The sequence below is a fragment of the Gordonia amicalis NBRC 100051 = JCM 11271 genome, assembly GCF_000332995.1.
In the GTDB taxonomy this organism is placed as follows: domain Bacteria; phylum Actinomycetota; class Actinomycetes; order Mycobacteriales; family Mycobacteriaceae; genus Gordonia; species Gordonia amicalis.
Genome location: NZ_BANS01000015.1, coordinates 82,715 through 102,313, shown reverse-complemented (window position 1 = coordinate 102,313; position 19,599 = coordinate 82,715). Strand labels below are relative to the sequence as shown.

14 protein-coding genes and 5 pseudogenes are annotated in these 19,599 nt (G+C 66.9%); 9 read left to right on the top strand and 10 right to left on the bottom strand.

All coding sequences use genetic code 11. The features are described 5' to 3' along the window. Positions 1 to 117: 117 nt before the first annotated feature. The 4 genes and pseudogenes from GOAMI_RS08025 to GOAMI_RS08010 all read left to right on the top strand — a co-directional run bounded on the left by GOAMI_RS08025 (position 118) and on the right by GOAMI_RS08010 (position 6,432). Positions 118 to 2,517: an acetyl-CoA acetyltransferase gene (locus GOAMI_RS08025; RefSeq protein WP_040004666.1), complete on the top strand. Its 2,400-nt coding sequence runs from the start codon at positions 118 to 120 to the stop codon at positions 2,515 to 2,517. 266 nt (positions 2,518 to 2,783) lie between these two features. Beyond that, a pseudogene (locus GOAMI_RS08020) lies at positions 2,784 to 3,937 on the top strand (AI-2E family transporter). A 90-nt stretch (positions 3,938 to 4,027) separates the two neighbouring features. Further along, positions 4,028 to 5,260, top strand: coding sequence for an acyl-CoA dehydrogenase family protein (locus tag GOAMI_RS08015; RefSeq protein ID WP_006435958.1), 1,233 nt, complete (start codon positions 4,028 to 4,030; stop codon positions 5,258 to 5,260). Positions 5,261 to 5,280: 20 nt separating this feature from the next. Then, complete coding sequence (locus GOAMI_RS08010) at positions 5,281 to 6,432, top strand: acyl-CoA dehydrogenase family protein (RefSeq protein WP_006435957.1); 1,152 nt, start codon at positions 5,281 to 5,283, stop codon at positions 6,430 to 6,432. An 81-nt stretch (positions 6,433 to 6,513) separates the two neighbouring features. On the opposite strand, the gene GOAMI_RS08005 is transcribed toward GOAMI_RS08010, so the two are convergent. Continuing rightward, positions 6,514 to 7,293: an enoyl-CoA hydratase gene (locus GOAMI_RS08005; RefSeq protein WP_006435956.1), complete on the bottom strand. Its 780-nt coding sequence runs from the start codon at positions 7,291 to 7,293 to the stop codon at positions 6,514 to 6,516. Between the two features lie 126 nt (positions 7,294 to 7,419). Between GOAMI_RS08005 and GOAMI_RS08000 the strand changes: the two are divergent. Next, positions 7,420 to 7,637, top strand: a pseudogene (locus GOAMI_RS08000) (oxidoreductase); the annotation flags it as partial. A 102-nt stretch (positions 7,638 to 7,739) separates the two neighbouring features. Here GOAMI_RS08000 and GOAMI_RS07995 read toward each other — a convergent pair. After that, the gene (locus GOAMI_RS07995; protein WP_006435954.1) at positions 7,740 to 8,339 is read right to left on the bottom strand and encodes a TetR/AcrR family transcriptional regulator; all 600 of its coding nucleotides are present in this window, start codon (positions 8,337 to 8,339) and stop codon (positions 7,740 to 7,742) included. Between the two features lie 94 nt (positions 8,340 to 8,433). On the opposite strand from GOAMI_RS07995, the pseudogene GOAMI_RS07990 reads away from it, so the two are divergent. Continuing rightward, positions 8,434 to 9,746: pseudogene (locus tag GOAMI_RS07990) on the top strand (cytochrome P450). 274 nt (positions 9,747 to 10,020) lie between these two features. Continuing rightward, entirely contained in the window at positions 10,021 to 10,356 is a 336-nt protein-coding gene (locus tag GOAMI_RS07985; RefSeq protein WP_006435952.1) for a transglycosylase family protein, read from the top strand. 102 nt (positions 10,357 to 10,458) lie between these two features. Here the strand turns inward: GOAMI_RS07985 and GOAMI_RS07980 are convergent, their stop codons facing one another. Then, positions 10,459 to 10,881 carry an Rv0313 family protein gene (locus GOAMI_RS07980; protein WP_006435951.1) on the bottom strand — a complete coding sequence of 141 codons (423 nt, stop codon included), beginning with the start codon at positions 10,879 to 10,881 and terminating at the stop codon, positions 10,459 to 10,461. Between the two features lie 67 nt (positions 10,882 to 10,948). After that, complete coding sequence (locus GOAMI_RS07975) at positions 10,949 to 11,128, bottom strand: hypothetical protein (protein ID WP_006435950.1); 180 nt, start codon at positions 11,126 to 11,128, stop codon at positions 10,949 to 10,951. 80 nt (positions 11,129 to 11,208) lie between these two features. Here GOAMI_RS07975 and GOAMI_RS07970 point away from each other — a divergent pair, with 80 nt between their 5' ends. Both GOAMI_RS07970 and GOAMI_RS07965 read left to right on the top strand, forming a co-directional pair. Further along, positions 11,209 to 11,952 (top strand): hypothetical protein, encoded by a 744-nt coding sequence (locus GOAMI_RS07970; RefSeq protein WP_006435949.1) that lies wholly within the window; start codon positions 11,209 to 11,211, stop codon positions 11,950 to 11,952. Positions 11,953 to 11,960: 8 nt separating this feature from the next. Then, a pseudogene (locus GOAMI_RS07965) lies at positions 11,961 to 13,162 on the top strand (RtcB family protein). Positions 13,163 to 13,186: 24 nt separating this feature from the next. On the opposite strand, the gene urtE reads toward GOAMI_RS07965, so the two are convergent. The 6 genes and pseudogenes from urtE to GOAMI_RS07935 all read right to left on the bottom strand — a co-directional run bounded on the left by urtE (position 13,187) and on the right by GOAMI_RS07935 (position 19,471). Continuing rightward, a complete protein-coding gene (gene urtE, locus GOAMI_RS07960) occupies positions 13,187 to 13,879 on the bottom strand; it encodes an urea ABC transporter ATP-binding subunit UrtE (protein ID WP_006435946.1) in 693 nt (230 codons plus the stop codon). Between the two features lie 6 nt (positions 13,880 to 13,885). Continuing rightward, complete coding sequence (gene urtD, locus GOAMI_RS07955; RefSeq protein WP_006435945.1) at positions 13,886 to 14,749, bottom strand: urea ABC transporter ATP-binding protein UrtD; 864 nt, start codon at positions 14,747 to 14,749, stop codon at positions 13,886 to 13,888. Continuing rightward, entirely contained in the window at positions 14,746 to 15,858 is a 1,113-nt protein-coding gene (urtC, locus tag GOAMI_RS07950; protein WP_006435944.1) for an urea ABC transporter permease subunit UrtC, read from the bottom strand. The genes urtD and urtC overlap by 4 nt, the downstream gene beginning before the upstream one ends. Further along, positions 15,855 to 16,742, bottom strand: a complete 888-nt coding sequence (gene urtB / locus GOAMI_RS07945) for an urea ABC transporter permease subunit UrtB (RefSeq protein WP_006435943.1) — start codon at positions 16,740 to 16,742, stop codon at positions 15,855 to 15,857. Before urtB ends, urtC begins: the two co-directional genes overlap by 4 nt. An 84-nt stretch (positions 16,743 to 16,826) precedes the next feature. Beyond that, complete coding sequence (urtA, locus tag GOAMI_RS07940; RefSeq protein WP_006435942.1) at positions 16,827 to 18,110, bottom strand: urea ABC transporter substrate-binding protein; 1,284 nt, start codon at positions 18,108 to 18,110, stop codon at positions 16,827 to 16,829. A gap of 315 nt (positions 18,111 to 18,425) precedes the next feature. After that, positions 18,426 to 19,471, bottom strand: a pseudogene (locus tag GOAMI_RS07935) (oxygenase MpaB family protein). Between the last annotated feature and the right edge of the window lie 128 nt (positions 19,472 to 19,599).

The following is a 19,599-nucleotide window of genomic DNA, read 5'->3' as shown; positions in this document are numbered from 1 at the left end:
TGAACGCAACGTTCCCAAGCACTCGATGCCGCGGCAGACTGGGTACCGAACCCGCAGGTATGGCCGATGCCGGACCACGTTGAGACGCCTGTCACGCGTTTGTGCCATTGTGTGCGTATGCCAATCTCGATCGCTGATCTCGATCTGAACACCCCCGTCGTCGTCGGTGTCGGCCAGGCTTCCGAGCGTTTGACCGATCCCGGGTACGAGGCGCTGGGTGAAGCGGACCTCGCGGCGCGCGCCGTCACCGCCGCCTTCGACGACGCCGGCGCGTCCGACCTGGCCTCGTCGATCGACACCATCGCCGCGATCCGCTCGTTCGAGATCTCCAGTCCCCTGTCCTCCTCGCCGCTGGGCCGGCCGGACAACATGCCGCGCGCCGTCGCCAAGCGCGTCGGCGCCGACCCGCGTCGCGCCGTGCAGGCCGTCACCGGCGGGCAGACCCCGCAGACGATGCTCACCGAGCTCGCCGGCGTCATCGCGGCGGGCGACTCCGAGGCAGCCGTCATCTTCGGCGCCGAGGTCATGTCGACCGTGCGGCATCTGCAGTCGAAGCCGGACAATGAGCGTCCGAGCTTCGCCGAGGAGGTCGGCGGGCAGCTCGAGGACCGCGGATTCGGCGTGAAGGGCATCATCACCGTCGCCGAGGTGCGCCATGGTCTCGCGTCGGTGATCCCGCAGTACGCGCTGCTGGAGAATGCGCGCCGGCACAACACCGGTCTGGGCCGCGAGGAGTACGCCGCCGCGATGGGTGAGCTGTTCGCTCCGTTCACGAAGGTCGCCGCGGCGAATCCGCATTCAGCCGCCCCGACTGTTCGCGACGCCGCGGAGTTGGTGACCGTGACCCCCGAGAACCGAGTGGTGGCCGATCCGTTCACGCGCTACATCGTCGCCCGCGACCAAGTGAACCAGTCCGCCGCCGTCGTCGTCATGTCGATCCGGGCCGCACAGGCCGCCGGCATCGACCCGTCGAAGTGGGTGTTCCTGCACGGTCACGCCGAGACCGTCGAGCGCACCTCGCTGAACCGTCCCGACCTCGGTGCCGCGCCGGCCGCACCGGCCGCGGTCCGGCACGCACTCGAGGTCGCCGAGGTGGGTCTCCACGACATCGACGTCATCGACATCTACAGCTGCTTCCCGATCGCGGTCTTCAACATCCTCGACGGCCTCGGCCTCGCCACCGACGACCCGCGTGGCCTCACCGTCACCGGCGGCCTGCCGTTCTTCGGCGGCCCGGGCAACAACTACTCGCTGCACGCGATCGCCGAGGTCGTGACGCGCGTGCGGCAGTCCCCCGGCGACTTCGGTCTCGTCGTCGCCAACGGCGGCGTGCTGAGCAAGCATGCGGCCGGTATCTACTCTACGACGCCGGCGCCCTGGCGTGCCGACAACAGCGCACAGATCCAGGCTCGGCTCGACGCGGTGCCCAGCGTTCCCACCATCGGCGACGCCGACGGGCCGGCGATCCTCGAGACCTACACCGTCATCCCGAGCAAGAGCGGCAAGCGGACGGGCGTCGTGATCGGTCGCCTGATCGACCACGCAGCGCCGGACGGACTCGGTGCACGCTTCGTGGCCAATCTCGACTCCGACGACGACGAGTTCTTCGATCACCTGTTGACATCTGACGATCCCGCGGGCACGAAGATCGTGGTGCGCTCCTTCGACAAGGGCAACCGGGTCAAGCTGACCGAGGCGGCGATGAACGCCAAGTACCCCGCGGTCGCGCCGGCCTTCCGGGACAGCTACGAACACATCGAGATCCGTCGTGACGGACACCTGCTCGAGGTGACCATCAATCGTCCCGACGCCCGCAACGCGCTGAACCCGGCGGCGAACGCCGAACTGGACTCGGTCTTCGACGCCTACTTCGCCGACGACGACCTGTGGGTCGCGATCCTGACGGGCAAGGGCGACAAGGCGTTCTCGGCGGGCAACGACCTCGCCGCGACAACGAGCCCGGCCGCACTGTCGGTGCCCAAGAACGGATTCGCCGGTCTCACCGCGCGCGCGAGCCTGCCCAAGCCGGTCATCGCCGCCGTCAACGGGTTCGCGCTGGGCGGCGGTTGCGAGATCGCGATGGCCTGCCACATCATCGTCGCCGACGAGGAGGCCTCCTTCGGGCTGCCCGAGGTGAAGGTCGGATTGGCCGCCGCCGCAGGCGGTCTGGTGCGTCTTCCGCGGATGATCCCGCCCGCGCTCGCCCGCGACATGATCCTGACCGGTCGCCGGATCTCCGCCACCGAGGCCGCCGCGGCCGGCCTGGTGAGCCGGATCGCCCCGGCCGGAAAGGTTCTCGAGACCGCCCGCGGGGTGGCCGAGGAGATCCTCGCCGCCTCCCCCACCTCCGTCCGCGCGTCGATCGCGACGATGGAGCAGTCCGACGCGATCACCGACACCGTCGAGGCGGTCCGCGCGAGCACCAACGTGCTCGACTCGCTGATCGTCAGCGGCGACACCCTCGAGGGCATCATGGCGTTCGTGATGAAGCGGACCCCGGAGTGGAAGGGTCGCTGACAGAGCACAATCGCACCCTGAGGTGTGAGGGAGCTACCGGTGAACCAGCGCAGAATGATGTCGCATGCGACGTCATTCCGGGCGCCGCGCACTGGGTTCAACGGTGAAGCCGCGGCTGACACCCCGCCGACGCGCCCGTGCGCAGTTCGAGCAGGCGCGGAGTCGTCGCCGGAAAGCGCTCCGCCGCAGATCGTCGTACTGAACACTGGATGACGGTCGCGCACTCCGGGCACGACCCACGTCGTGGGCGAGAGTGAGGCGAGAGCATGGCACGTCGGGGCACGAACCGCTCCAGGACCACCGCGCGCCCGCCCGAGGCACCGTCCTATCGCACCGACCCACCGGCCTGGACGCTCCCCGCGGGACGATAGTGCTGATCACCATCGCCGGCCTGGTGGTCGCGGTCGGGGGCATCAAGGCGGTCTCGTCGTTCGCCGCGCCGACGTTCCTGGCGCTGATGCTGACCGTCGCCGTTCAACCGGTGCCGAGATGGTTGCGCACCAAGGGCTTTCCCGGCTGGGCAGCGTTCCTGACGACCGTCGTGCTCGTCTACGGCATCCTGATCGGGCTGTTCGCGACGCTGGTGTTCTCAGTGGCCCGGCTCGCGACGATACTGCCCGGCTACGACGAGGAGTTCAACGAGATCATCACGAGCTTCCAGGACTTCCTGACGAGCCACGGCGTGAGCCAGGACAAGGTCCAGGACATGATCTCGCACGTAGACACCGGCAAGGTCGTCAACGTGGTCACCGACGTGCTGGCCGGCACTCTCAGCGTCGCGTCGGCCCTCGTCCTCGTACTCGCCCTGTTGCTGTTCATGGCGGCCGACTCGGTGGGATTCGACGACCGGATGACACACCTGCGCGACATGCGGCCCGACATCGCCTCCGCATTCGGCGCCTTCGCGCAGGGCACCCGGAGTTACCTGTGGGTGTCGACGGTCTTCGGACTGATCGTCGCCGTGTTCGACAGCATCGCACTGGCATTGCTGTCGGTCCCGCTGCCGATTCTGTGGGGTCTGCTCTCGTTCATCACCAACTACATCCCGAACGTCGGTTTCGTCATCGGACTCGTCCCGCCGGCGCTCCTCGCCCTGCTCGACGGCGGGGTCGTGAAGATGCTCATCGTGATCGCGGTCTACAGCGTCATCAACGTGATCATCCAGTCGGTCATCCAACCGAAGTTCGTCGGAGATGCCGTCGGACTGTCGACGACCCTGACGTTCCTGTCGCTGATCTTCTGGGCCTGGGCGATCGGGCCACTGGGCGCGATCCTCGCGGTCCCGCTCACCCTGTTGGCGAAGGCACTGCTCATCGACATCGATCCGGCGACCCGCTGGGCCGATGTCCTGCTGTCGTCGTCGAAGCCGGAACCGCTCCCGGACGACCCCCCGGACGTCACACTGGAAAGCGAATCGTGAGCCGGGCTACGCTCCGGAGCGAACATTCGGTAGATTGCCATTCGACCCCAATCTGACCACAACCGTTTACAGATAGGTTGCGCACCTCTCATGGACATGAACTGGTCTCCGGCCGACGCCGCGTTCCGCGACGAGGTACGGGCGTTCCTCGACGAGAAGCTGACCCCCGACCTGCGGGCGGCGGGCACGCTGCGCACGTCGGTCTACTCCGACCACGAGGCCTCGATGACGTGGCAGGCCATCCTGCACGAGCGCGGTTGGGCCGCGCCGGCGTGGCCGGTGGAGTACGGCGGCTGCGACTGGTCGCAGTCGCAGCACTACATCTTCAGCCGCGAGTCGATCCTGGCCGGCGCACCGTCGCTGTCGCCGATGGGCATCCGCATGGTCTCCCACGCGATCATGGCCTTCGGTACCGAAGAGCAGAAGAACTTCTTCCTGCCCGGCATCCTCGACGGCAGCGTCTTCTTCTGCCAGGGCTACTCCGAGCCCGAGTCCGGTTCCGACCTCGCGTCGCTGTCGATGGCCGCGGTCGACGACGGCGACGACCTCGTCGTCACCGGCTCCAAGATCTGGACCACCCACGCCTCGGAGGCCAACTGGATCTTCTGCCTGGTCCGCACCTCGCGCCAGGAGCGCAAGCAGCAGGGCATCACCTTCCTGCTCATCGACATGAACTCGCCCGGCATCGAGGTCCAGAACCTCGTCTTCGCCTCGGGCGAGCAGGTCCAGGCGCAGGTGTTCTTCGACGGCGTGCGCGTCCCCAAGAAGAACGTCCTCGGCAAGATCGACGACGGCTGGACCGTCGCCAAGTACCTCCTCGTCTTCGAGCGTGGCGGCGGCGCGGCTGCCCCTGCGCTGCAGGTCATGGCCGAGCAGCTCGGTCGTGACGCAGCAACGGTGACCGCACCCGACGGGGGCCCGCTGTCGGAGAATCCGGCGTTCGCGGCCAAGCTCACCGACCTCCAGATCCGCGCGAAGATCCTCGAGGTCCTCGAGTATCGTGCGCTCGCCGCGATGACGTCGGGCAAGGACCCCGGCTCGATCGCGTCGATGCTGAAGATCCTGGGAACCGAACTGAGCCAGGAGATCACCACCCTGGCGCTCGAGGCCGCGGGTCCGCACGGCCGCGTCTTCCAACCGCATGCGACCCGCCCCGGTGGTCCGATCTTCCAGTACACGCCGCCCACCGACGGCTACGTCAGCGGTGAGCCCTGGCAGGCCGTCGCTCCGCTGCACTACTTCAACGACCGCGCCGGCTCGATCTACGCGGGTAGTAACGAAATTCAACGAAACATCCTCGCCAAAGCGGCTCTGGGTCTCTGACGGGTCACAGGAGAAAACTGATGGACTTCACACTCACCCCCGAACAGCAGCTGCTGTCCGACGGACTCAACAAGTTCCTCGACGCACGCTACGACCTGCAGGTCAGCCGCGACGCCGCGAAGGTCGGCGAGGGCTGGCAGCCCAAGATCTGGAAGGCCTTCGTCGAGGACCTCGGCGTCGTCGGCGCCTGCCTGCCCGAGGAGATCGGCGGATTCGGCGGCGGCGCCGAGGAATTGATGGTCGTCACCGAGGCACTCGGACACGCCTTGGTCGTCGAGCCGTTCGTCGACTCGGTGGTTCTCGGTGCCGGACTGCTGCACTCCACCGGTAACCCGGTCGCGCTCGAAGCCGCCGGTCGTATCGCCGCGGGCGAGGCCCTCAGCGCGCTCGCCGCACTGGAGGACGGTTCGGGCGGCGTGCTGTCGCGCATCGAGACGAGCGCCGACCGCGACGGCGAGGGATGGGTGCTCAACGGCAGCAAGGCCGTGGTCACCACTGCACCCATCGCCGACTACCTCATCGTCAGTGCCCGGACCTCGGGCGAGCCGCACGACCCCGCAGGTGTGTCGCTGTTCCTCATCGACCTCGCCGACGGCGCGCCGCAGGGACTCGAACTCCAGCGGCTGCGCACCATCGACGACCGGCAGGCCGCCGACATCACGTTCACCGACGTCCGACTCCCCGGAGACGCACTCATCGCCGGCGACGGTGCCATCGACCTGCTCGAGAAGGCCTGGGACACCGCCACCGCAGCCGTGGTCTCCGAGGCCGTCGGACTGATGCGGAAGGTCTTCACCGACACCGTCGAATACGCCAAGCAGCGCGAGCAGTTCGGCGTCCCGATCGGCAGCTTCCAGGTGCTGCAGCACCGCATGGTGGACATGCATCTGCAGCTCGAGCAGTCGGTGGCCGCCCAGTACTTCGCGATCCTGTCGCTCGACGCCGAACCCGCCGAGCGCGCCGCCGCGGTCTCCGCCGCCAAGGCGACGATCAGCCGCGCCGCACGCTTCATCGGGCAGAACTCGGTGCAGCTGCACGGAGGCATGGGCATGACCGAGGAACTGGCCATCGGTCACTTCTTCAAGCGTCTCACCGCCATCGAGTACGAATTCGGTACCGCCGACGCCCATCTGGCGCGTTTCGCCAAGGCGACCGCGGAGACCAGCGTCTGACGCGTCCGCAAACCCACCACAGATCGGCAAAGCCACCACCTTGAAGGTGGTGGCTTTGCCCAAAAGTGGTGGCTTTGTGGGTTATTCGGTCCACACGGGCGTCCGCTTCTGCAGAAACGCCGACATCCCTTCCTGCGCATCGCACGTCATCGCATTGGTCGCCATCGTCTCCGACATCTCCTTGTAGGCCGAGGCCTCGTCGAGTTCGATCTGCCGGTAGAAGGCCTGTTTACCGATCGACACCGTTCGTGCGCTCGATCCGGCGATGTTCAGTGCCAGCTCCCGGACCGTGGCGGCGAGATCGGCATCGTCGACGACGCCGCTGAGGAGCCCCCAGTCGGCGGCCGTCTCGGCGTCGATCGCCTCGCCGGTCAGCAGCATGTGCATTGCCCGCTTGCGACCGATGGCGCGGGTCAGCGCGACCATCGGCGTCGAGCAGAACAGCCCGATCCGTACGCCGGGCGTCGAGAACGTCGCGCTGCGTCCGGCGACCGCGAGATCACAGGTCGCAACCAGCTGGCACCCCGCGGCGAAGGCCATTCCGGCGACCTCCGCGATCACCGGTTGGCGCACCTCGTGCACGGTCCGCATCAGCTCGGCGCAGGTGTCGAAGACGGCGCGTTCGTCGTCGAGCGTGCGGTCGACGAGTTCACCGAGGTCGTGACCGGCCGAGAACGCCGGGCCTTCCGCTCGGATCACGATGACCCGAACCTCGGAGTTCTCGTCGAAGCGGCGGAGTCCCGCGGTCACGGCCTTCATCGTGGTCGTGGACAACGGGTTCCGACGCCGCGCGGCGCACAGGGTTATCACACCCAGCGGCCCGTCCACCTCGACCGTCACCCGGTCTGTCGTCTCGCTCATCCGCGGACCCCTCTCCCAGAGAACCTCGATCGGCCGGAACTGCGCACCGGATGCCGCCGGCACTGCGACCTGAGTCACAACCTACCGTCCGGGAATAGCCGGCCGCCGGGGCGGTTGACTCCAACTGTGACCAGTACCGCGCTCTTCGAACCGATCACGCTCCGCGACGTGGAGATCCCCAACCGGATCTGGCTCGCGCCGATGTGTCAATACAGCTGTTTCGCCGGCGACGGTGTACCCACCGATTGGCATCTCGCCCACCTCGGCGCCCGTGCCGCCGGCGGTTTCGGTCTGACCTCACCGAGGCCGTCGCCGTCGTCCCACGGCCGTCCTCTTCGGACGCGTCGCCTGCGCGAACCGTCGTGGCCGCAGCGCGCCGCAAACGAACTGGGTCTCCCCCGCGACGAGGCGCCGTATCCGCCGCAGTATCTGCGCGGCGCCTGGCGCTAGTCTCCTCCGGCTCTGATCAGGGCGAGGCATGCCGCTGTCGCGGGTTCGATGATCTCCGACAGCGGCGCGCCCGATTCCACGGCGTCGGCGGTCAGCTCGCGCACCCCGCCCCACAGGAACACCGCCCGCTCCCGGCTGATCGGCGACACGCCCGCGGCGACCATCTCCGGGGTGGATGTCAGGCTGACGAACAACCTGATCCAGTCCTCCATCGCCTCGTCCTTCACCGACTTCGCCTCCCGGCCCAGGGCCGGCAATTCGCGAATCCAGCTGAGCGTGAGGCCGGGGTACCCTTCCCCGGTGCGGACATAGGCTGAAACCGCCTGCCGCACCTGCACTTCCGGGGTCGCTGCGCGATCTATCGCAGCCGCGATCTCGGAGATCATGAACGTGTTGGTGGTCCGCAGCAGCGTGAAAAAGCAGTCCTGCTTGTCGGTGAACTCCTGATAGAAGGAGCGCCGCGAGGTCTGCGCCACACGGACGACATCGGCGACGGTGGTCTCGCGGTATCCCGACCCGGCCACACAGTCGAGCATCGCCGCCAGGAGCCGTTCCCGCGTCGACGACGCGCCTTCCGGCCACAGATGCGAGTTCACGCAGCGAGCATAAGCCTCTTGCCCTGCCTGATACCCCCGCGTACCGTCACTGGTACGCCGACGTACCACCCTCCTCCGGAAGCCTCGACTCCCGATGAGCACACCTGTCATGAGTGGCAACGCGATCCTGCCGCCCGCCACCCGCCTACCGACGGCTGTGCAGGGCGTCGCCGCGGTCACCTCCCGGAGACACTTCTTCGGTCTCCTCCACCGACGGCACGGTTCGGCCTTCACGGTGAAACTGCCCGTCTTCGGCCCGGCGGTCGTCATCTCCGACGCCGCGCTCGCGCGCGCGAACTGTTCACCGCAGGCGACAAGGTCATCAACGTCCAGCCCAACCTGGGTCGCATCCTGGGCACCGGGTCGATCTTCTCCCTCGAGGGCAGGCAGCATCGCGCCCGCCGCAAACTGCTGACCCCGCCGCTGCACAGCAAGCGGATGAAGACCTACGAGCAGATCGTCGAGGAAGAGGTCCGGACCGAGGCGGCGACCTGGCCGAACGGGACCGAGTTCGCCTCGATGGAGCCGATGATGCGGATCACGCTGAACGTGATCCTGCGGGCGGTGTGCGGCGCTCAGGGCAAGGACCTCGAGAATCTACGCAGGATGATCCCGCCGATGGTCGTCACCGGTTCGCGCGCGGCCACCTTCCCGAATCTCCCCCACGCCCTGCGGGCACTCGATCCCAACCACCGCTACCGCCGCATGCATGCGGAGTACAAGACCTACATCGGCGACCTGATCACCAAGTCGCGCAACGACTCACGCCTGGAAGAGCGTGACGACATCCTCGCCCTGATGCTGCGCAGCACCTATGAGGACGGCACGGGCATGGACGACGAGGAGATCGGCGACGAGCTGCTCACCATGCTGGCCGCGGGTCACGAGACCACGGGCACGACTCTCGCGTGGGCTTTCGAACGCCTCCGTCGCCACCCCGACGCCCTGGCCGAACTCGTCACCGAGGTCGACGCCGGCGGCACCGAGTACCGGCACGCGACCATTCTCGAGACCCAGCGCAGCCGTCCCGTCATCGACTTCGCCGCCCGGCACGTGGTCGCCGACCACCTCGAACTCGGCCGCTGGCGCATCCCGCGTGGATACAACGTGATGGTCTCCATCGCCCTGCTCCACGCCGACAGCCGTGAGTTCGGCAATCCGGAACGGTTCGATCCGACCCGCTTCCTGGGCACCGCGCCGCCAGCGGCCTGGTTGCCCTTCGGCGGCGGGACCCGGCGCTGCATCGGCGCCGCTTTCGCGACAATGGAGATGGACGTGGTGCTCCGGACCGTGCTGAGCGACTTCGAGCTGCTCCCGACCGACGACCGCGCGGAGCGCTGGTTCTCGCGGGGCGTCGCCTACGCCCCTGCAGGCGGTGGACGCATCGCCGTGAGACGGCGTCCCTAGTCGCGCAAACACCCCGCGAGCAAGTGGTCCGCACCACATTTTGTGTGTGACCTTCGTCATCGAACGCGTCCGAACACCGGGCTCCGCGCCCCTCCGCGGAATGCCGCGGTGCGCTGGGCTTTTACCCCAAAGCTAACACCGTTATCCGTGCGTTACCAAAATCCCGCAGGTCACGAGGATGACGTGACCTTAACGTTACCAAGCCGTATGGTCGGCCCCGGTCCGAAATCAACCACCTTGCCAACCCCGGGTGGTGATAGGAGGAACGAAGACCATGCGAATGACCAAGACGCATATGACCAAGCTCGTCGCCCGTGCCGCTGTCGTCGGCGCACTCACCGCAGCACCGTTCGGCATGCTGGCGTCCACCGCCTCGGCCGACTCCGGCAACTGGGACGCTGTCGCCCAGTGCGAGAGCGGTGGCGACTGGTCCATCAACACCGGCAACGGCTACTACGGCGGCCTGCAGTTCTCGATGAGCACCTGGCAGGCCAACGGTGGCACCGGTAACCCGGCAGACGCCTCGCGTGAGGAGCAGATCCGCGTTGCGGAGAACGTCCTCGCCACCCAGGGCCCCGGCGCGTGGCCGACCTGCGGCGCGAACCTCTGATAGCAGTACCGGCGCCTCAGGTGCCGTGACTGCATCACCGAAACCATGAGGCCGGTGAGTCCACCTCGGACTCACCGGCCTCATGCGTTTCCCCGACCGCGCTCAGTCCGATTTCTCGTCGTCACCCGGTTCCGCGTCGAGCGCCTCGTCGAGAGCACTGACCGCGATGCCATACGGCAGGAAGCGCACCTTGCGACGCGGGTCGGTGTTGTTCTTGTTGGCACGTAGCGCATCGAGTTCGGTGGCATAGACCTGCTCGACGCGGGCCCCGCCGTCCTCGTCGACGACGAACACGGCCCACACACCCGATCCGGTCTCACCGGCTGTCTCCGGACGCGGCTGCGTCCGGGTGCGGCCTCGGGCCGCCTCGTCGAAGAACATCGAGAACGCTCCGGGACCGGCCTGACCCTCGAAGAGCTTCCCGAAGACGTCGCGCAGGCCCTCTCCCGCCTCACGCGCGAACCGGTCGAAGTCCTCCGGGCCGAAGTTGAACGGTCCGCCGCCGAATCCGCTGTTGTCGCTCATGGTGTTCCCTATCTGTGGTTCGGCTTTGCCCGGCCGACCGCGGGGCCGACCTCGCCCACCAGTGTCCTCAGGATCGTTCGTCTCCGCCACCTGCGGTGTCGGCCTCCGCCAGGCGTCGATGCAGACGTTCGCGGACATCGTCGGCCGAGTAGGCGTTGCGCTGCCGCTGGTCCCGCGCGATCAGCACCCCGCCGGTCGTCACGCCGACGGCACCGGCGAGGCCGAGCCACTTCCACAGATTCCTCATGGGGGCAGGATAAGTCGCATCGGAACGATCGTCACCGCCACCGATGGCTGCGAGGGCCGACGAGGCTCTACCCTGCTGAGGTGCCCACCAGGAGAAAACCGCGCCGCGCCGACCTCGCCGGCGAGTCCGGCGGCGTCTCGCTGACCACAGCGCTCGAGGCCACCCGCACCGGCGACGTCTGGCTGTTCCGCGGCGATTCAGGCCCCGACCGCGCCATCCGCACCCTCACCAACGCGCCGGTGAACCATGTCGCGATGGCTGTCTGCATCGACGATCTGCCGCCGCTCCTCTGGCACGCCGAACTCGGCGACAAACTCACCGACGTCTGGACCGGGTCGAACCACCGCGGCGTCCAGCTGCACGATGCGCGCGAGGCCGTCGAACAGTGGATGGTGCGGTACGAGCAGGCGTGCTGGATTCGTCAGCTCAGTCCCGAGGTCACCAGGGAGCAGGAAGACCATCTGCTCAAGGTGATCGCGCGACTCGACGGCACCCCGTTCCCGACCACCGCACGTCTCGCCGGACGATGGTTCCGTGGTCGTATCCCCAATTCCGTCGACCTGGTGCGCGGCATCCCCTACCTCGATCGCAAGGTCCGGGAACGTCGTGACCAACGGCAGCACGAGGTCTCGGCGCCGGAGCCGGTGAGCCTCGAAGCCGCGTATTGCGCCGAGGTCGTCGCGATCACCTACCGCGACATGGGCATTCTCGACACCACCAAGGGCTCCAACTGGTTCGACCCGGGCCGGTTCTGGAGCGGCGACCGTCTCCCCCTCCACGCACCGCACACCCTCGGACCGGAGATCGCGGTCCATCTCTCGTAGGGAACACAATGCCCGAGATGATCGCACCGAAGGTACTCAGCTTCGCCTCGATCCTCGACGACACGACGCGGTCGCAGGCGCACGGGATCTCGACACTGCCGTTCATCCATCCGCACGTCGCGCTCATGCCCGACGCCCACGCGGGCAAGGGATCCGCGGTCGGCACGGTCATCCCGACCATCGACGCCGTGATCCCGGCCGCGGTCGGCGTCGACATCGGCTGCGGGATGATCGGCGTGCAGACCTCCATCGGCAAGGACGACATCGCCGGCTTCGACCTCGCCGACCTGCGGCGTCGCGTCGAGTCGACGATCCCGCTGTCACCGGGCAACTACAACAAGGCCGTCCTCTACCCGCACACCGCGTCCCGGATCGCCGAGCTGGATAAGGCCGCAGCGGAGAAGAACGTCGACCTGTCCCACTCCCCGAAGTGGCGCGAACAGCTGGGTTCACTCGGCGGCGGCAACCACTTCATCGAGTTGTGCGAGCAGATCGAGGGCGATGGCACGGGAAGTATCTGGTTGTTCCTGCACTCGGGCAGCCGTGGCGTCGGCAACAAGATCGCGCAGAAGCACATCAAGATCGCCCAGGAGCAGTGCAGGCGTCGGCACATCCCGCTCGCCCACCCCGACCTTGCTCATCTCGCCGCCGGAACACCGGAGTTCGGAGACTACATCCGGGAGTTGCGGTGGGCACAGCGGTTCGCCTTCGAGAACCGGGCCGAGATGATGGACCGGTTCCTCAGGTGTTCGGCGAATGGTTGGGAGACAACTCGTTTCGTCCGGCCGACGTGATGGAGGTGCGTCGGATCAACTGTCACCACAACTACACCGAGAAAGTGGAGATCGCGGACCGGGCGGTGTGGCTCACCCGTAAGGGGGCCATCGACGCGAGCACCGGGACCCACGGTCTCATCCCGGGATCGATGGGCACCAAGTCGTATGTGGTGCGCGGGCTCGGGAACGAGTCGGGATTGTTCTCCGCACCTCACGGTGCGGGCCGGCGGTTCTCGCGGAGCAAGGCCAAGAAGCTGTTCACCCTCGACGATCTCGCAGCGGCGATGACCGGGATCGAGTACCGGCACGGCGCGGAGTGGATCGACGAGATCCCGGACGCCTACAAGCCGATCGACCAGATCATGGACGACGCCCGGGACCTGGTCGAGGTCGAGGCCGTGCTGACCCAGCTGCTCAACGTGAAAGGTGTGTGATCCGCTCCTTCGTGTGGGTCGCGGTCAGATCGTCATGGCCTCGCGCACGGTGGCCTCGGCAGCCGTACCGCCCTCGCCCGACGAGGTGACCCGGCCGCTCTCGAGGACGTAATACTGTTGCGCCGCTTCGAGAGCGAATCCGATGTGCTGCTCGACGAGCAGCACGCCGAGCCCGCCTCGCCGGGTGAGGGTGGTGATGGTCTGTTCGATCTCGGCGACCACCGAGGGCTGGATGCCCTCGGTGGGTTCGTCGAGGATGAGCATGCGCGGTTCGGTGATGAGGGCCCGGGCGATCGCGAGTTGCTGACGCTGGCCACCCGACAGCAGACCTGCACGTCGACCGAGCAGTTCTTTCAGTGCCGGGAACATGTCGAGCATCTCGGCGATGAGTTCCTTGCCACGTTTGCGGCCGTCGGCCACCACCTGCAGGTTCTCCGCGGTGGTCAGGTGACCGAAGCTCTGCTGTCCCTGCGGGACATAGGCGATGCCGTGCTTCACCCGCGAGCTCGGACGAGCCTTGGTGATGTCGACATCGTCGAAGGTGATGGAGCCCCGGGTGGTCTTGACGAGGCCGACGGCGGCACGCAGCAGCGTGGTCTTGCCGGCGCCGTTGTGGCCCATCACCGCGACGACACCGTCGGTGGGCACCTCGATGTCGACCCCGTGGAGGACCTCAGTCCGGCCATATCCGGCATGCACTCCGGAGAGTTTCAGCATCTCCCCTCAGCCCTTCTTCTCGGTCGACGCGGTGGGTCCGTCCGCTGATTCGGCGGCGATCTCCTCGAGTTCCTCACCGCCGGCGGCGGTTCCGAGGTAGACCTCCTGGACCTTCGGATTGGCCTGCACCTCGGCGACACTGCCCTCGGCCAGCACCTGGCCACGGGCGAGCACCGTCACCGACGTCGCGAACGCCCGCATGAAGTCCATGTCGTGTTCGACGACCACGACTGTCCGCTCACCACCGATGCGGCGCAACAGGTTTCCGGTCTCCTCGCGCTCCTCGTGGCTCATCCCGGCGACCGGTTCGTCGAGCAGCAGCACCGAGGCGTTCTGCACCAGCAGCATGCCGATCTCCAGCCACTGTTTCTGCCCGTGCGCGAGCACACCGGCGGGGGTGTCGCGCAGGTCCTGCAGGCCGATGGTCTCCAGGACTTCGGCTATCCCCTCGGGGATCTCCGCGGGCCGGCGGCGCAGCATGGTCCACACCGACCGTCCCGCCCCGGCGGCGATGTCGAGATTCTGCAGCACGCTCAGTTCCTCGAACACGCTGGCGGTCTGGAAGGTCCGGCCGACGCCGAGGCGCGCGATCTGGTGCACCTTCCTGCCGACGAGTTCCACACCCGACTTCTGGATCGAGCCGGTGGGTTTGACGAGGCCGGTGATCGCGTCGATGATGGTCGTCTTGCCCGCGCCGTTGGGACCGATCAGGAAGCGCAGATCTCCTTGCAGCAGTGTCAGATCCACATTGGATACGGCCTTGAAACCGTCGAACTCGACGCTGAGGCCGCGCACCTGAAGGTAGTCGCTCTCCATTCCGGCGTTGCCGCCGGCGACCGGTTCCATCGTGCTCGTCTCGGTGCCGCTCATGAGGAGGCTCCTACCTTGCTGGTGGTGTGCTCGTCGATGTCACCGGTGGGCGACGGATCGGCCGGTCGCTGACGACGCCACCGGAACACCGCGCCGAGTCCGGCGAGTCCGGCCGGGAAGAAGCCGACGACGACGATGAACAGAACGCCCTGGGCGTAGGTCCATCCGGACGGGAAGTTCTCCGACAGGCTGGTCTGCGCCCAGGCGACCGCGATCGCGCCCAGGACCGGACCGAGCAGTGTGGTGCGCCCACCGATCGCGACGCCGATGAGAAAGGCGATCGACGGGACGATCCCGACGTCGGCGGGCGAGATGATGCCGACGATCGGCACGAACAGGGCGCCGGCGATGCTCGCGAACAGTGCCGCGATCGCGTAGGCGACGACCTTGACGTTCGCCGGGTCGTAGCCCAGGAAGCGAACGCGCTCTTCCTGGTCACGCACCGCGACGAGCAGCTCGCCGTAGCGGCTGTACATCAGCTGCCGGGTGAGTGCGACGACCACGAGCAGGGTGCCCGCCGCGATGAAGAACAGCAACTGCCGGTTGACCGGGTCGTTGAGTGCGAGACCGAAGAAGCTGCGGAAACGGTTGAGCCCGTTGCTGCCACCGGTGCTCTGCTGTCCGATGAGCAGGATCGCGAAAGCCGCGGCCAGCGCCTGCGACAGGATCGCGAAGTAGGCGCCCTTCACCTTCCGCTTGAACACACCCAGGCCGAGCAGGACGGCGATCACGGTGGGCACGAACAGGATGCCGAGGATCGTCACCACCGGCGACGCGAACGGCTTCCAGTATCCGGGCAGTTCCCGGATGCCGGCGATCTGCATGAAGTCCGGGACGTCGTCGCCGCGGAGTTCCGCGTCGGCGATCTTCAGATGCATCGCCATGATGTAGGCGCCGAGTCCGAAGTACACACCCTGACCGAGGGTCAGCATGCCGCCGCGACCCCAGGCCAGACCGATACCGACGGCCACGATGCCGAAGCACAGGAACTTGCCGAGCAGGTTGAGCCGGAAATCGGAGAGCACCGCCGGCGCGACTCCGAACAGGAGCACCGCCGCGACGGCGAATCCGGCGTAGGTCTTCCAGTGACCGCTGAAATAGTCCTTCACACGAGACTCCTCGACTGGACCGTGAACAGGCCCTGGGGGCGGATCTGCAGGAAGATCACGATGATCACGAACACGGCGACCTTGGCCACCGATGCGGTCGTGTTGTATTCGATGAACGAGTTCAGGATGCCCAGGGCGATGGCCGCGATGACCGCGCCCTTGATCTGGCCCAGGCCGCCGATGACGACCACGAGGAAGGCGTCGATCAGATAGGTCATGCCGGTGTTCGAACTGGTCGAACCGATGAGGGTCAGCGCCACACCGGCGACGCCGGCCAGTCCCGAGCCGATGAAGAAGGTCGTGATGTCCGTGGTGCGGCTGGAGATCCCACTGGTCTCCGCCAGGTCGCGGTGTTGCACGACGGCACGGATGCGACGCCCCATCGGGGTGTACTTCATCGTGACGGCGATCGCGACCACGGCGATGACGGCCAGCAGCATGATGAACAGGCGGGTCTTGGGAACCACCGCACCGAGGATGTCGACACCGCCCGACAGCCACGGCGGCGCGGTCACGTCGACCGCGGGCGCACCGAAGATGTCGCGGGCGAGCTGCTGCAGGATGAGTCCGACGCCGAACGTCACCAGCAGGGTGTCGAGGGGTCGGTCGTACATGCGTTTGATGAGGGTGACCTCGAGCAGCACACCCATGAGACCGCCGACGAGGAAGCCGATGAAGAGTGAGACGATCAGGGACACACCGGCATTCGAGATCAGATACTCCTGGACCGAGTACGCGGTGTAGGAGCCGGCCATGATGAACGACCCGTGGGCCATGTTGATCACGCCCATCTGACCGAAGGTCAGGGACAGGCCCAGTGCTGCCAACAGCAGGATCGAGCCAAGACTGAGCCCGGTGAAGAGCTGTCCGATAACGGTTTCCACGTCACCATCCGTTCGTCGTGGGTGTCGGTGAGGGCACAGGCGTGACCCGCCTCGAGCGCGCGGCTCGAGACGGGTCACGTCGTGTCAGCTGCTGAGACCCTCGGCCCACGGGTAGGACTTGAGGTACGGGTCCGGCTCGATCGGCTGGCCCGAATCCCACACCGTGTAGATGAGACCGTCGCCGCGGATCTCACCGATGCGGGCGGTCTTGGTGATGTGGTTGTTCTCGCCGTCGATGGTCACCAGACCCTCCGGGGCCTCGAAAGTGACTCCGCCGGCAGCCTTCTGGACGTCGGCAACCGCGAACGAGTTCGCCTTCTCGACGGTGTTCTTCCACAGGTAGACCGAGACATAGGCGGCCTCCATGGGATCGGAGGTGGGCTTGTTGGCGCCGTAGGCCGCCTTGTAGTCCGTGACGAAGGACTTGTTCGTCGGGTTGTCGATCGTCTGGTAGTAGTCCCACGCGACCAGCTGGCCCTCGATGTTCTCGACACCGATGCCGCCGACCTCTTCCTCGGCGATCGAGACCGACACCACCGGCATCGCCTGCGGGGTCAGACCGACGTTCTTGTACTCACGGAAGAAGGCCACGTTGGAGTCGCCGTTGAGAGTGTTGAACACGGCGTCGGCGTCGGCGGTGCGGACCTTGTTGACGATGGTCGAGAAGTCGGTCGAACCGAGCGGGGTGTAGTCCTCACCCTTGATCTCGATGCCGTTGGCCGCGGCGTAGGCCTTGATGATCCGGTTGGCCGTCTGCGGGAACACGTAGTCGCTGCCCACCAGGTAGAGGGACTTGACGCCCTTCTCCTTCAGGTACTCCAGCGCCGGCACGATCTGCTGATTGGTGGTGGCGCCGGTGTAGAAGATGTTCTTCGACGACTCGAGTCCCTCGTATTGCACCGGGTAGTACAGCAGCGAGTTGTTGTCCTCGAAGACCGGGAGCATGGCCTTGCGGCTCGACGACGTCCAACCGCCGAACACCGCTGCGACACAGTCGCTCGAGATCAGCTTCTCGGCCTTCTCGGCGAAGATGGTGGGCTCGGACGCACCGTCCTCACCGATGAGCTGGATCTGCTTGCCCAGCACGCCGCCGTCGTCGTTGATCTGGTCGACGGCCAGCTTGATCGAGTCGCGCACGGTGACCTCGGAGATCGCCATCGTGCCCGACAGCGAGTTCAGCGAGCCGACCTTGATGGTGTCGCCCGAGGTGTCGACGCAGGACTCGGCGCTCGAAGCCGAGTCCTCACTGGCCGAACTGCCACAGGCGCTCAGCGCGAGTGCGACGGCGGACAGTGCCGCGGGGATGAGGATGCCGTACCGCCGACGGCGTGTGGGGGTGACGGCGGACGGCAAAGAATCAAACGGCATCCGGAGGCCTTTCTCAATACGTCTCAGGTCGGCTCGGGCGGGGCCGTGACAGATACCCGGCGCACCTGCGCGCCGGGTGACCCCCCGATGACATACGCGCCGCTACTCGGGTAGCGATCTGGCGTATGGGGGGTAAACGTATTTTGACTTTGTTACACCGGCGTGACGTGAGATGAAATCCCTGTTTCCGCTCCAGTGCGGCTCACGCCCGATTCATGAAAGCGAATGTTGTTGTGGGAATGGACTTTTGAAAGCCGAAGGGCGGCACATCGATTAGGACGTGCCGCCCGCGGGCGTGGTGGCCTGGTAAGAAGCCTAGTGGGAGAAGGTAGCCTCGACCTCTGCGCGACTGAGCTCGGGGTCGGAGCCGAGTTCATAGCGCGGAAGGGTGTGCGGCACATCGGTACCGCCGGCGACGGGACGCCGCGCGGCGGCGAACTCCGGAGCCTCCCCCATCGACAGGTGCGCCGAGTTGATGATGGTCCAGACCGCCGAACGCCGGGCCCGACGCTCGAGCGGATTCGGCGGCACATAGGAGATCAACTGTTTCGCCCACCGGGGCATCGTGTCGCGGATCGCCCAGTCCACCGCCGCCTGCGCGGGATTCTTCACGTTGACGCCCGTGGCCATCGCGTTGCCGTGTGTGAGGGCGAGACGCGGGAGATACGACTCGAGACATTCCAGGGTCTCCGCCTTGGTGGCCGGCAGGTCGGTGCCACCGAGCGAATGCCCCACGCGCACGAACTCCCCGTAGTACCGGTCGAGTTCGGCCCCGCGCAGTGGGCGCGGGTGGTAGATCTCGTGCGCCGTCGCGACCCCCACACGACCGTCGCGTAGTTCCATCGCAGCCAGTCCGGGTCGTCGGCGTCGTAGGTGGCGCCGTCCGGGCGGACCCCCTTGATCGTGTGGTGCATGGCGCGCACCGTTCGTGCCAGTCGCTCAGCGCTGTCCGTCGATCCGTACGCGGTCCCCATGAAGAAGGCCAGGGAGTGCCCGAGGCGGGCCATGGCGCCGTCGGGGTCGATCGACATGGTCGGGGTGCCGTCCTCACGCCGCCGGACCAGACGGGAGTGGTGCATCCCCATCCAGAAGATGCTGGGGTCGAGACGTTCGAGGTACGACGCGCACTGCAGGCCGAAGATCAGCGCCGGCGTGTGGGAGTGGACGTACCAGGTGGCGCTGTCGGGACCGAACCACCCGGGATCACCGGCCGGACTCTCGAACTCCATCCCCCGGAAGAACTTCGCGCGGACGTTCTCGTCGAATTTGCCGTTGAGCCACGATCCGAGCATCTCGTGCGGCAGGTCCAGCGGAACCCATTCGGTCGACGGCAATCGTACGGGCGCCAGAGGCACGTTCATCGGTCGTCCTTTCTCGGTACCGACACACGGGGGGCGGGCTGGTCCCGGCTCCGGCTGCCGATACGGCGACGCCGTGCGGGCACGGTCGCCGTGTGGTCACGGTTGTGTCCACTTTAACGCTTTGGTTA

What these genes read in the sequence shown, in the direction of transcription:
- urtD (WP_006435945.1), bottom strand. Translation starts at nt 14,749, where the DNA reads ATGAGCGGCACCGAGACGAGCACGATGGAACCGGTCGCCGGCGGCAAC.
- GOAMI_RS07985 (WP_006435952.1), top strand. Translation starts at nt 10,021, where the DNA reads ATGCGAATGACCAAGACGCATATGACCAAGCTCGTCGCCCGTGCCGCT.
- GOAMI_RS07975 (WP_006435950.1), bottom strand. Translation starts at nt 11,128, where the DNA reads ATGAGGAATCTGTGGAAGTGGCTCGGCCTCGCCGGTGCCGTCGGCGTG.
- urtE (WP_006435946.1), bottom strand. Translation starts at nt 13,879, where the DNA reads ATGCTGAAACTCTCCGGAGTGCATGCCGGATATGGCCGGACTGAGGTC.
- GOAMI_RS08010 (WP_006435957.1), top strand. Translation starts at nt 5,281, where the DNA reads ATGGACTTCACACTCACCCCCGAACAGCAGCTGCTGTCCGACGGACTC.
- GOAMI_RS07980 (WP_006435951.1), bottom strand. Translation starts at nt 10,881, where the DNA reads ATGAGCGACAACAGCGGATTCGGCGGCGGACCGTTCAACTTCGGCCCG.
- GOAMI_RS08015 (WP_006435958.1), top strand. Translation starts at nt 4,028, where the DNA reads ATGGACATGAACTGGTCTCCGGCCGACGCCGCGTTCCGCGACGAGGTA.
- urtA (WP_006435942.1), bottom strand. Translation starts at nt 18,110, where the DNA reads ATGCCGTTTGATTCTTTGCCGTCCGCCGTCACCCCCACACGCCGTCGG.
- GOAMI_RS08025 (WP_040004666.1), top strand. Translation starts at nt 118, where the DNA reads ATGCCAATCTCGATCGCTGATCTCGATCTGAACACCCCCGTCGTCGTC.
- GOAMI_RS08005 (WP_006435956.1), bottom strand. Translation starts at nt 7,293, where the DNA reads ATGAGCGAGACGACAGACCGGGTGACGGTCGAGGTGGACGGGCCGCTG.